Source organism: Lysobacter firmicutimachus (genome assembly GCF_037027445.1).
Taxonomy (GTDB): domain Bacteria; phylum Pseudomonadota; class Gammaproteobacteria; order Xanthomonadales; family Xanthomonadaceae; genus Lysobacter; species Lysobacter firmicutimachus.
On record NZ_JBANDL010000002.1, the window covers coordinates 1,827,140 to 1,838,515 of the forward strand.

Annotated in this window: 11 protein-coding genes; 8 read left to right on the plus strand and 3 right to left on the minus strand. The window is 69.5% G+C overall.

The genetic code is table 11. The features are described from left to right. Positions 1-2: 2 nt before the first annotated feature. Positions 3-977: an AAA family ATPase gene (locus V2J18_RS08045; RefSeq protein WP_336131509.1), complete on the minus strand. Its 975-nt coding sequence runs from the start codon at positions 975-977 to the stop codon at positions 3-5. Positions 978-1,312: 335 nt separating this feature from the next. Between V2J18_RS08045 and V2J18_RS08050 the strand changes: the two genes are divergently transcribed. Then, entirely contained in the window at positions 1,313-3,169 is a 1,857-nt protein-coding gene (locus tag V2J18_RS08050) for an ArnT family glycosyltransferase (protein ID WP_425605969.1), read from the plus strand. A gap of 27 nt (positions 3,170-3,196) precedes the next feature. On the opposite strand, the gene V2J18_RS08055 is transcribed toward V2J18_RS08050, so the two are convergent. Together V2J18_RS08055 and V2J18_RS08060 are read right to left on the minus strand one after the other, a co-directional pair. Continuing rightward, positions 3,197-3,775, minus strand: coding sequence for a Maf family protein (locus tag V2J18_RS08055; protein ID WP_064748744.1), 579 nt, complete (start codon positions 3,773-3,775; stop codon positions 3,197-3,199). Between the two features lie 44 nt (positions 3,776-3,819). Beyond that, positions 3,820-4,182, minus strand: coding sequence for a hypothetical protein (locus V2J18_RS08060; protein ID WP_064748743.1), 363 nt, complete (start codon positions 4,180-4,182; stop codon positions 3,820-3,822). Positions 4,183-4,310: 128 nt separating this feature from the next. Here V2J18_RS08060 and V2J18_RS08065 point away from each other — a divergent pair, with 128 nt between their 5' ends. From V2J18_RS08065 to fabF, 7 genes are all read left to right on the plus strand, one after another. Continuing rightward, positions 4,311-4,832 (plus strand): YceD family protein, encoded by a 522-nt coding sequence (locus tag V2J18_RS08065; RefSeq protein ID WP_064748742.1) that lies wholly within the window; start codon positions 4,311-4,313, stop codon positions 4,830-4,832. Positions 4,833-4,952: 120 nt separating this feature from the next. Further along, the gene (gene rpmF, locus V2J18_RS08070) at positions 4,953-5,147 is read left to right on the plus strand and encodes a 50S ribosomal protein L32 (RefSeq protein ID WP_064748741.1); all 195 of its coding nucleotides are present in this window, start codon (positions 4,953-4,955) and stop codon (positions 5,145-5,147) included. Positions 5,148-5,434: 287 nt separating this feature from the next. Further along, positions 5,435-6,415: a beta-ketoacyl-ACP synthase III gene (locus V2J18_RS08075; RefSeq protein WP_064748740.1), complete on the plus strand. Its 981-nt coding sequence runs from the start codon at positions 5,435-5,437 to the stop codon at positions 6,413-6,415. A 1,106-nt stretch (positions 6,416-7,521) separates the two neighbouring features. Continuing rightward, a complete protein-coding gene (gene fabD / locus V2J18_RS08080; protein ID WP_425605970.1) occupies positions 7,522-8,496 on the plus strand; it encodes an ACP S-malonyltransferase in 975 nt (324 codons plus the stop codon). Positions 8,497-8,675: 179 nt separating this feature from the next. Beyond that, positions 8,676-9,422: a 3-oxoacyl-ACP reductase FabG gene (gene fabG / locus V2J18_RS08085; RefSeq protein WP_064748739.1), complete on the plus strand. Its 747-nt coding sequence runs from the start codon at positions 8,676-8,678 to the stop codon at positions 9,420-9,422. A gap of 128 nt (positions 9,423-9,550) precedes the next feature. Next, entirely contained in the window at positions 9,551-9,790 is a 240-nt protein-coding gene (gene acpP / locus V2J18_RS08090; RefSeq protein WP_031373652.1) for an acyl carrier protein, read from the plus strand. A gap of 155 nt (positions 9,791-9,945) precedes the next feature. Beyond that, on the plus strand, positions 9,946-11,196 hold the full coding sequence (gene fabF, locus V2J18_RS08095) for a beta-ketoacyl-ACP synthase II (RefSeq protein WP_064748738.1): 1,251 nt from the start codon (positions 9,946-9,948) through the stop codon (positions 11,194-11,196). The last annotated feature ends 180 nt before the right edge of the window (positions 11,197-11,376 follow it).

Here is an 11,376-nt window from a genome sequence, read left to right on the forward strand (position 1 = left end):
ACTCAATCCACCGCCACGGCGTAGAGGATCGATTTGGCCACGTCGGGGCCGGCATCGGCTTCGGCCACCAGGCGGTGCGAGGCGACCGCGGCGAACAGCGCCTGCACGTCCTCGGGCACCACGTGCGAACGGCCCAGCAGCAGCGCGTAGGCGCGCGCCGCGCGCAGCAGCGCCAGGCCGGCGCGCGGCGACAGGCCGACCCGCACGCCGGGGTGCTTGCGGCTGCGCGCGAGCAAGGCCTGGACGTAGCCGATCAGGCTCTCGCTGGCATAGACCGCGTCGACCGCGCGACGGATCGCCAGCACGTCCTCGGCGCTCAGCAACGGCCGGGTCTGGGCGATCAGATTGCGCCGGTCGGCGCCCGCCAGCAGGTCGCGTTCGGCCGCTTCGTCGGGATAGCCCAGGTGCAGGCGCAGCAGGAAGCGATCGAGCTGCGAGTCCGGCAAGGGATAGGTGCCCGACAGGTCGACCGGATTCTGGGTGGCGATGACGAAGAACGGGTCGGGCAGGGCATGCGTGCGCCCGTCGACGGTGACCTGGTGTTCGGCCATCGCCTCCAGCAGCGCGCTCTGGGTGCGCGGCGGGGCGCGGTTGATCTCGTCGGCCAGCAGGACCTGGGTGAACACCGGTCCGGGGTGGAACTGGAACTGGCGCGATTGCGGGTCGAACACCGATACGCCGACCACGTCGGCCGGCAGCAGGTCGGAGGTGAACTGCACGCGCTGGAACTCCAGCCCCAGGGTCGCCGCCAGCGCGTGGGCGAGCGTGGTCTTGCCCAGGCCGGGCAGGTCTTCGATGAGCAGGTGGCCGTCGGACAACAGCGCGACGAAGGCCAGCCGCACCGCCTGCGCCTTGCCCAGCACCAGCGAATTGACCTGCGCCTGGGCCTGTTCCAGGGCGCTGCGCAGGGCATCGGGTAGGATGGTCTCGCGTTGCGCCGACGTCGGGTTCGCCGTCGTGGTCTTGCCTGCCGTCATCGTGCTCGGTTCCTGTTTCGGTATCGTCGCGTCGCCGCGCGCGCGATCGCGTTGCGCCGCTCTCGCGCATCATCGCGCGCGGTCGCGGCCGGTGCAGCCATCGCATGGCCGCGTGCGGATGTTCTGGAACGGACATCAATAAAAAAAAGACATCGATAAAGCCCGCGCGCGCCCTGCCGAGGTTCGCGCGGAGATTGCCGAGCGGACGCTGCCGCGCGGACTTTGCCGGATCGGTCGCGCGTGAGGAGCGTGCGACCGGCCGCATGCGACGATTCGGCCGCGCGCCCGGCGCGACAGATCCAACCCCTTCCGAAGTGTAGCGAGGTCGAGTGCCGATGCGGGAACCAAAGCAGGACACGGGCGGCGCCGCGCGCGGATTCTGGATGCTGTGGCTGTCGCTGCTGGCGCTCAAGGCCGCGGTGGCCGCGCGCCTGCCCTTGTTCGTCGACGAAGCGTTCTACTGGCAGGAAGGGCAGCATCCGGCGGCGGCGTATTCGGACCTGCCCGGGCTCACCGCCTGGCTGACCCGGCTCGGGGTCGAACTCGGCGGCGCGCAGGCCTGGGCCTTGCGCTTGCCGTTCCTGGCGATCGCCGCATTGGTGCCGCTGCTGTTGGTGCGCATGACCGCGCGCGAATTCGGCGCGCGCGCCGGCTGGGTCGCCGGTTGTTTCGGTCTGCTGCTGCCGTTGGCGGGCACGCTCGGCCTGCTCGCGCTGCCGGACGCGATGATGGCGTTGGCGACCTTGCTGTGCCTGGACGCCGGCGCGCGCCTGCTGCGCGAGGTCGATGCGCGCGCCGCGGTGGAGCTGGCCGCCGGCCTCGCTCTGGGCGCACTCAGCCACTACCGCTTCATCGCGGTGATCGCGGTCGGCGGCGTGGCGCTGCTGTGCCTGCCGCAAGGCCGGCGCGCGCTGCGCGACGTGCGCGTGCTGGTCGCCGCGGCGATCGGCGCCTCGGCCTGGGCGCCGCTGGTGGCCTGGAACATGGACAACGCCGACGCCGGTCTGCGCTTTCAACTGGTCGATCGGCATCCGTGGGCGTTCCACATCGACGGTTTGTGGTTCGTCGTCGTGCAGGCGCTGCTGGTCACGCCGCCGTTGTTCGCCGCGCTGGCCTTGGGCGCCTGGCGCGGCGCACGCGCGGCGAATCCGGCGGCGCGTTATTTCGCTCTGTCCGGCGCGCTGATCGTGCTCGGTTTCTTCGTCCTGGGTTTCTTCGCCGATACCGAGCGGGTCAGCTTCCATTGGCCGCTGCCCGGCTATCTGGCCTTGCTGCCGCTGTTGCCGGGCGTGCTTGCGGCTTGGCCGCGCTGGGCGCGCGGACTCGCCGCCGCGCTGGCCGGCGCGGCGGTGCTGGCGGTGCTGGGCTATTACGTCGCGGTGTCGGTGCCGTCGCTGCGCGCGCGGAGCGCAGGCGAGAAGTGGTATCCGTCGAATTTCGCCGGGTGGGACGAACTGGCCGGGCGCGTGCAGAGGCGCCTGCGCGAATTGCCGCCGGGCACGCGGGTGTTGGCGGACAACTTCAAGATCGGCGCCGAACTCGGCTTCGCCCTGGGCGATGCGCGGATCGAAGTGCTGGACCATCCGATCAACCACAAGCACGGGCGCGCGCCGCAGTTGCGGCTATGGAGGCTGGAGCGCGACCGCCGCATCGATACCGTCGCCGGGCCGGCGCTGCTGGTGGTCGGCGCGACCGAGGTCGAATACAAGCATCTGTTGCAGCGCTATCACGATCTGTGCGCGATGCTGGGCCCCTTGCCGCCGCCGCAGGCGCTGAATGTCGATCACGGCCGCCAGCGTTTCCTGCTGTTCGCCCTGGACGGCCGCGCGCGCCAAGGCCCATGCACGACGCCGGCGATGGCCTGGGTCGATGCGCCGCTCGCCGGGGCGCGGGTCGGGCGCGAATTCGAAGTCGCCGGCTGGGCGTTCAAGGACGGCATCGGCCTGGCCCGGGTCGAGGTCTTGCTCGACGGCAAGCCGGTCGCACAGGCGCAGTACGGACGCGAGTTGCCGGGCGTGCGCGGGTTCTGGCGGATCAGCAACGATCCGCAGCATCCGCGGGTCGGCTTCGCCGCGCGGGTGCGGCTGGATGCGCAGGCGCCGGGGCGGCATTGGCTGGGCCTGCGCTTGCATGGCCGCGACGGCAGCATCGAAGACTGGGCCGAACAGCCGATCGAGCTGGCGCCGCGCTGAGCGCATGCGCTTCGCGAGCGTGCCGGGTCAGGGCAGGGCGTAGCCGGCCTGGCGCAGCAGGCGCGCGGTCGCGATCAGCGGCAGGCCGATCAATGCGGTCGGGTCGCTGGACTCGATCGCCTCGAACAAGGCGATGCCCAGGCCTTCGGACTTGAAACTGCCGGCGCAGTCGTAAGGCTGCTCAGCATCGACATAGCGGGCGATCTCGGCCGCGTTCAGTTCGCGAAAGCGGACGGTGGTGACGTCCAGCGCGGTCAACGGCGCCTGACCGTGGCGCAGCACGCACAGCCCGGTCAGGAACCGCACCTCGCGCCCGGACATGGCCTGCAACTGAGCCAGGGCGCCGTCGCGGCCACCGGGCTTGCCGATCGGGCGGCCGTCGAATTCGGCCACCTGGTCCGAGCCGATCACCCAGGCCTGCGGCTGCTGGGCCGCGACCGCGCCGGCCTTGGCCGTCGCCAGGCGGGCGGCGAGGGCGGCCGGGGTCTCGCCCGGCCGCGGGGTCTCGTCGGTGTGCGGGCGGGCGGTGTCGAAGGCCAGTCCGAGCCGGCCGAGCAGCTCACGACGGTAGATCGAGGTCGAGGCCAGGATCAGAGGGGAAGGCATAGGCGATCTCTAACTCTATTGAGACGTCGTGCAAAAACGGCGTCTCAGCCGGTCGGCAGACGCGCACGCTCGATCTTGTTCAGCTGTTGCTCGATCCGGCCGCGCGCGGCATCGATCGAGCTGCGCACTTCGGCCAGCTGGGACAGGCTGGCGCGGCGCCCGTATTCGCGCAGCCACAGGCGCTGGCGCAGCATTTCCCGCATCGCGTCGCCGACCGGGTCGCGGCCCTCGTCGCCGGCGACCGCCTCGATCTCGGCCCGGGCCGTGCGCAACTGGGCTTCTAGGGCGTCGGCGGCGTCGAGCAGTTCGCGCACCGCGCGCTGGCGCCGCATCGGCCCGTACAGGGCGAGGACGGCCGCGGCCAGGGCCCCCAGCACGACCAGGGTCAGCAGCAGGATGAGGATCAAGGCGGCGGCTTCGCTCGGCAGGAGGCCGGAAAGTCTGCACGCGCGCCGGGGGCGGCGGCAAATCCCCAGCGCCGGCCGGGGCTTACGGTTTGACAGCGGGGGGCGGGGTCTCTACCATTCCGCGGCTTATGTCAGCCGATGTGCCATCTGGGCGGGTGCCCGACGTCCTCGATGCCTGGCGCCTGGTGGCGGCCCGGCGCGGCGTGGAAGGCCGTGTGCCGTTGTCGGACATGACCCGGCTGCGCGACAGCCTGGTCGACGCCGAAGGCGAAGTCAGCTTCTCGCTGGATTTCGACAGCGACGCGCTGCAGGTGCCCTACGTCGAGCTCAAGATCGACGCGCAGTTGCCGCTGTTGTGCCAGCGCTCGCTGGAACGGTTCCTGTTGCCGGTGCAGATCGTGCAGCGGCTGGGGCTGATCCGCGACGAGGCCGACGAAGCCGCGTTGCCGCCGGGCTACGAGCCGCTGCTGATGCCGGACGACGGCATGCTGCGGCCCGTGGAGCTGGTCGAGGACGAACTGATCCTCGCCGTTCCGGTGGTGCCGATGGCGCCCGGCAGCGAGGCGGTCGAACGCGAATGGGAGGCCCCGCAGGCCGAACAGGACGCGGCCAACCCGTTCTCGGTGCTGTCCTCGCTGAAGAAGAACTGACGCAAGACCGGTTTCACCCTTTTCGTTCCATTCCGACCTGCAGGCGAAGCAGCAAGCCGTTCCTGCGAATCGGGCTACGCTATCCACCTCAGGTTTCCACCGCTTTTCCGGAGCAAGACCATGGCTGTTCAGAAGTCCCGCGTTACCCCGTCCCGTCGCGGCCAGCGCCGCGCCCACGACGCGCTGACCAGCAAGCAGCTGGCCACCGACCCGACCACCGGCGAGACCCACATCCGCCATCACGTGACCGCCGACGGCTACTACCGCGGCAAGAAGGTCATCGAGACCAAGACCCGCATCGTCGACGAAGAATAATCTTCGTTCGCGCCGCGACGTGCGCCCGGCTTCCGGCGCGCGTCGCCGCCGATCTGGGCCGGCCGCGGGGAGCGCATCCCCGTGCCGGCGCCGATCCGCTCCGTCGCCCGCGGCGGCGCGTCCGAACTCAGACCTGCGGCCGTCGCGGCACCGTTCCACCGCCAGCTCATGCTGGCGGCCTGCGTTTGTGGCACTGATGACTTCGGCGGCCTGCGTCCGGCGACGACGCTGCATCGCGGCGTGCGGAGCCTGAGCGGGCCCCTACACGGCAACGCCGCGGAGTGGTGATGACAGATCGGATTTACGCCCGCATCGCGGGTACCGGCAGCTACCTGCCGGAAAAGGTGTTGACCAACGCCGACCTGGCCAAGTTGGTCGATACCAGCGACGAATGGATCGCGACCCGCACCGGCATTCGCGAGCGCCATATCGCGGCCGAGGGCGAGACCACCGTCGACCTCGCTTACCACGCTTCGGTGCGTGCGCTCGAAGCCGCCGGCGTGGCCGCGAGCGAGATCGACCTGATCGTGCTCGGCACGACCACCCCCGACCTGATTTTCCCGTCCAGCGCCTGCCTGCTGCAGCACCGCCTGGGCGCCGACGGCTGCCCGGCGTTCGACGTCAACGCGGCCTGCTCGGGTTTCGTCTACGCGCTGACCGTGGCCGACAAGTTCATCCGTTCTGGCGCGGCCAAGACCGTGCTGGTGGTGGGCTCGGAAACCCTGACCCGGATGCTGGACTGGAACGACCGCGGCACCTGCGTGCTGTTCGGCGACGGCGCCGGCGCGGTCGTGCTCAAGGCCGACCGCGAGACCGGCATCCTCAGCACCCATCTGCACGCCGACGGCGGCAAGAAGGAGCTGCTGTGGAACCCGGTCGGCGTCTCGGCCGGCTTCAAGCCGGAAGAGCATAATGCCGGCGTGCGCGTGCTGATGACCGGCAACGAAGTGTTCAAGCATGCGGTCAAGGCGCTGGACTCGGTGGTCGAAGAGACCCTGGAAGCCAACGGCCTGGACCGTCATGAGATCGACTGGCTGATTCCGCACCAGGCCAACCTGCGCATCATCGAGGCCACGGCCAAGCGCCTGGACATGCCGATGGACCGCGTGATCGTGACCGTCGACCGGCACGGCAACACCTCTTCGGGTTCGGTGCCGTTGGCGCTGGACGAGGCGGTGCGTTCGGGCAAGGTCCAGCGAGGCCAGTTGCTGTTGCTGGAAGCGTTCGGCGGCGGTTTCACCTGGGGCTCGGCGCTGCTGCGCTACTGATCCCTGTTGCCGTTATCGCCATCGCCGAGGCCGGCCGCGATTCGTCGCGAGCCGGCCTTTCGCGTCTTTGAGCTTGCGTATTTGTGCAGGGGCGGCGTAAGCCGCGACGCCAGGACGCGCAGATAAGCCAACGCCTTCGCTATCGATCGAAGCCCGAAACCCTCGCGGGTAGGAGCGGCGCAAGCCGCGGCCACGGGACGCGCAGAGCGATCAATGCCTTCGTCATCGATCGAAGCCTGAAACCGTCGCCGGGGTAGGAGCGGCGCAAGCCGCGACCGCCCTCTCTCCCGCTCGCCGCGTCTTTGTCCTGGGCCCCTGTAGGAGCGGCGTAAGCCGCGACCGCGCTCTTGCGACCTCGCGGCGTTTGTCGTTCGAAAGCTTGTGAAGCTTCAAAGCCACAAAGCCTCCAAGCAAAGCTTCCGTCCGCAAGCGGCCGGGTCACTTTCTTTGTCCAAGGCGACAAAGAAAGTAACCAAAGAAAACGCCATGGCCGTTTCGGATCAAAAGCCACTATGGGACCTGGCTTGCGCAGAGCTGCTCCGCACGGGCCTTCCCTGACCTGGCTGCCCACGGCCCGCCGCCCTGCGGGGCGTCAGGGCGTTCTCGCGAGATCGCTGCGGCGCCAAGCTATTCACAGCAACAGCAACAGCAACAGCAACAGCAATGCTAGGAATCGGCGCTTGGGGGTAGGAGCGGCGCAAGCCGCGACCGCGGCGCTGTGTTCTCGCGGCGTTTCTTGGCCGGAAGGGCTCGGGCCGCGGTCATGAACCGGCGCGGCGGTTTCGGCTTCGATCCTCGGCTTCGGCGTGGAATCGGCGGCCCTTGCCGAGACTGTTGGCATCGTCCGGTTTTGGATGCGCGAATGCCTGGTGAAAGGGGGGGGTGTGCCGTCGTATCCATCGCGAGGTTTCGGCGCGTCCGGGACGTGCCCGGGCGATTTTGACCCGATCAGGCAAAGCCCGGGGCGCTCGATCGAGCGGAGCCCGCATGACCGGCGAACTCGTTCGGTGCCGCGCCGCTGCGAGGTTTCGCGCCGGATCGCCGCGGTTTGCGACGCCGCGTGACGCCGTACCGACCGGTACAGACGTTCGCAACCGTTCGCCCGTATGATTCGCCATCCTTTCGATGTGACGGCACGCGTGACCGATCAGCGCCTTTCTTTCGTCTTCCCGGGCCAGGGCTCGCAGTCGCTGGGCATGCTGGCCGAGCTGTCCGAACTGCATCCGCAGGTTCGCGAAACCTTCGCCGAAGCCAGCGACGGCGCCGGCGTCGATCTGTGGGCGCTGAGCCAGGGCGGCCCGGAAGAGCAGCTCAATCGCACCGAGTTCACCCAGCCGGCGCTGCTGGCCGCGGGCGTGGCGGTGTGGCGCCTGTGGCGGGCGCAGGGCGGGGCGCAGCCGGCGTCGCTGGCCGGCCACAGCCTGGGCGAATACAGTGCGCTGGTTGCGTCCGGGGCGCTGTCGCTGCGCGACGGCGCCCATCTGGTGCGCCTGCGCGGGCAACTGATGCAGGACGCGGCCCCGGCCGGCGTCGGCGCGATGGCCGCCGTGCTCGGCGCCGAGGACGCGTTGGTCGAGGAGATCTGCGCGGCCGTATCCGGCGCTGAAGTGGTGGTGCCGGCCAATTACAACTCGCCGGGCCAGATCGTCATCGGCGGTCATGCCGGCGCGGTCGACAAGGCGCTGACCCGGCTCGCCGAGGCCGGCGTGCGCAAGGCGGTCAAGCTCGCGGTGAGCGTGCCCTCGCATACGCCGCTGATGCGCGATGCCGCCAACCGCCTGGCCGAAGCCATGGCCGGGCTGGACTGGCGCGAACCCTCGATCCCGGTGGTGCAGAACGTGGATGCGCAGGTCGAGGACGGCCTGGACGCGATCCGCGATGCCCTGGTGCGTCAGCTTTATCTGCCGGTGCGCTGGACCGGCTGCGTGCAGGCCCTGTCCGCACGCGGCGCGCAGCGCATCGCCGAATGCGGTCCCGGCAAGGTGCTTGCCGGCCTGATCAAGCGCATCGACAAGGCCATCGACGGCCGCGCGATCGGCACGCCGGCGGATTTCGAATCCGCGTTGGCGGACTGGCGCTGAATCCGGACCGCCGCGCACCTGCGACCCTTGCGCTACTGAAATCCCGACCCCAGCCTGTGTAGGCTTGGCCGCATGCACGCGCGGCCAGGCCGCCTCGCTCGGGCGGGACGCCGCGGCTGTCCCGACCGGGACGCGGTGCGGCCCCCACGAGCCAGCAGCCCTTACGGAGTGAAACACGCATGAGCACGACCCCGCTTTCGGGCGAAATCGCGCTGGTTACCGGCGCCAGCCGCGGCATCGGCGCGGCCATCGCCGACGAGCTCGCCGCCCAGGGCGCGACCGTCGTCGGCACCGCGACCAGCGAAGCCGGCGCGCAGGCCATCGCCGCCCGCCTGGCCGCGCACGGCGGCCACGGCCGGGTCCTCGACGTCGCCGACCCGGCGTCGGTGGAGGCCCTGATCGACGAGGTCGCCAAGACCGTCGGCCCGATCTCGATCCTGGTCAACAACGCCGGCATCACTCGCGACAACCTGTTGATGCGGATGAAGGACGAGGACTGGCAAGCCATCCTCGACACCAACCTCAGCAGCGTCTACCGCACCAGCAAGGCGGTGATGCGCGCGATGATGAAGGCGCGCAAGGGCCGGATCATCAACATCGCTTCGGTGGTCGGCGTGACCGGCAACCCGGGCCAGGCCAACTACGCCGCGGCCAAGGCCGGGGTGATCGCCTTCAGCAAGTCGATGGCGCGCGAGATCGGCAGCCGCGGCATCACCGTGAACGTGGTCGCCCCCGGATTCATCGACACCGACATGACCCGCGACCTGCCCGAGGACGCGAAGAAGGCCATGTTCGACCAGATCGCGCTGGGCCGCTTCGGCGACCCGGCCGACATCGCCCGCGCGGTGGCGTTCCTGGCCGGCCCCGGGGCCGGCTACATCACCGGCGAAACGCTGCACGTCAACGGCGGCATGTACATGCCCTGAGCCTTTGGCGTAGGCTGTAAGCGATTGAACCCAAAGGGGTTTCGTCGAAAGGCCCGCGGCCCTCGCGAAACCCTCCGATTCCATTAGACTATTCCGTCGAAAAACCCCTCACGGGAGGAGCAGCATCCATGAGCAGCATCGAAGAACGCGTCAAGAAGATCGTGGTCGAACAGCTTGGCGTCAAGGAAGAGGAAGTCACCAACAACGCTTCGTTCGTCGACGACCTCGGCGCGGATTCGCTCGACACGGTCGAGCTGGTGATGGCGCTCGAAGAAGAGTTCGAGTGCGAGATTCCGGACGAAGAGGCCGAGAAGATCACCTCGGTGCAGCAGGCGATCGACTACGTCAAGGCGCACGTCAAGTCGTAATGCGCCCGCTCGTCCGCGATGCGCCTCGGCGGCTCGCGGACGGCATGCCATGCCATACAGCGACAACTCGGGGCCGCATTGCGGCCCCGTGCTTTTCAGGCCGGTCGATACGCCGGCGTAGCGTCCGCAGACGGATCCAGCAGAGGTAGCGTTGCATGTCCAACCGTTCCTTCAACCGCCGCGTGGTCGTCACCGGCCTCGGCCTCGTCTCCCCGCTCGGCAACGACGTCGTCAGCAGCTGGGACGGCATCGTCAACGGCCGCTCCGGCATCGGCCCGATCACCCATTTCGATCCGGCCCTGTTCACCACCCGCATCGCCGGCGAAGTGCGCGATTTCGACATCACCCGCTGGGTGAACCCGAAAGACGCCAAGAAGATGGAGGAGTTCATCCATTACGGCGTCGCCGCCTCGCTGATGGCGCTGGAAGACGCCGGCATCACCGTCGACGACTCCAACGCCGAGCGCATCGGCGCGCTGATCGGTTCGGGCATCGGCGGCCTGCTCGGCATCGAAGAGCAGACCATCAAGTACCACGAGGGCGGCCCGCGCAAGATCTCGCCGTTCTACGTGCCCAGCACGATCATCAACATGCTGCCCGGCCAGGTCTCGCTGCTGACCGGCATCAAGGGCCCGAATTTCTCCGCCGTGTCGGCCTGCGCGACCTCGAACCATTCGATCGGCACGGCGATGCGCATGATCCAGTACGGCGACGCCGACGTGATGGTCGCCGGCGGCGCCGAGCGCGGCTCCTCGCCGACCTCGGTCGGCGGCTTCTGCTCGATGAAGGCGATGTCGACCCGCAACGACGACCCGACCCGCGCCTCGCGGCCGTGGGACAAGGAGCGCGACGGCTTCGTCCTCGGCGACGGCGCCGGCATCCTGGTGCTGGAAGAGTACGAACGCGCCAAGGCGCGCGGCGCGCGCATCTACTGCGAGCTGGCCGGCTTCGGCGCCAGTTCGGACGCGTTCCACATGACCGCGCCGAGCGAGAACGGCGAAGGCCCGGCGCGCTGCATGGCGGCGGCGTTCGCCGACGCCGGCATCAACCCGGACCAGGTCGGCTATCTCAACGCGCACGGCACTTCGACCCCGCTCGGCGATCTCGCCGAGACCCTGGCGATCAAGCGCGCGCTGGGCGATCACGCCTACAAGACCATGGTCAGCTCGACCAAGTCGATGACCGGGCACCTGCTTGGCGCGGCCGGCGGCGCCGAGGCGATCTTCTCGGTGCTCGCCCTGTACCACGGCATCATTCCGCCGACCATCAACCTCGACGAGCCGGGCGAGGGCTGCGACCTCGACTACGTGCCCAATGTCGCCCGCGAGGCCAAGGTCGACGTCGCCGTGTCCAACGGCTTCGGCTTCGGCGGCACCAACGGCACCCTGGTGTTCAAGCGCATCTGAAGTCCGCGCCCCGCGCTGCGTGCGGGGCCTTGCGCCGCCGGCGGCGGCCGGCCGCGCCATGTCGGGCGCCGCTGCGGTGCCCGGCATCCGTACCGCAGGCCGGGCCTGCGCACGGTGCCGCGATCCGGCGCCGGCCGTTTCGCGGCGATTTTCATCCGCCGCGCCGCGCGCGGTATCCTG

What these genes read in the sequence shown, in the direction of transcription:
- V2J18_RS08045 (WP_336131509.1), bottom strand. Translation starts at nt 977, where the DNA reads ATGACGGCAGGCAAGACCACGACGGCGAACCCGACGTCGGCGCAACGC.
- V2J18_RS08050 (WP_425605969.1), top strand. Translation starts at nt 1,313, where the DNA reads ATGCGGGAACCAAAGCAGGACACGGGCGGCGCCGCGCGCGGATTCTGG.
- V2J18_RS08055 (WP_064748744.1), bottom strand. Translation starts at nt 3,775, where the DNA reads ATGCCTTCCCCTCTGATCCTGGCCTCGACCTCGATCTACCGTCGTGAG.
- V2J18_RS08065 (WP_064748742.1), top strand. Translation starts at nt 4,311, where the DNA reads ATGTCAGCCGATGTGCCATCTGGGCGGGTGCCCGACGTCCTCGATGCC.
- rpmF (WP_064748741.1), top strand. Translation starts at nt 4,953, where the DNA reads ATGGCTGTTCAGAAGTCCCGCGTTACCCCGTCCCGTCGCGGCCAGCGC.
- V2J18_RS08075 (WP_064748740.1), top strand. Translation starts at nt 5,435, where the DNA reads ATGACAGATCGGATTTACGCCCGCATCGCGGGTACCGGCAGCTACCTG.
- fabD (WP_425605970.1), top strand. Translation starts at nt 7,522, where the DNA reads ATGATTCGCCATCCTTTCGATGTGACGGCACGCGTGACCGATCAGCGC.
- fabG (WP_064748739.1), top strand. Translation starts at nt 8,676, where the DNA reads ATGAGCACGACCCCGCTTTCGGGCGAAATCGCGCTGGTTACCGGCGCC.
- acpP (WP_031373652.1), top strand. Translation starts at nt 9,551, where the DNA reads ATGAGCAGCATCGAAGAACGCGTCAAGAAGATCGTGGTCGAACAGCTT.
- fabF (WP_064748738.1), top strand. Translation starts at nt 9,946, where the DNA reads ATGTCCAACCGTTCCTTCAACCGCCGCGTGGTCGTCACCGGCCTCGGC.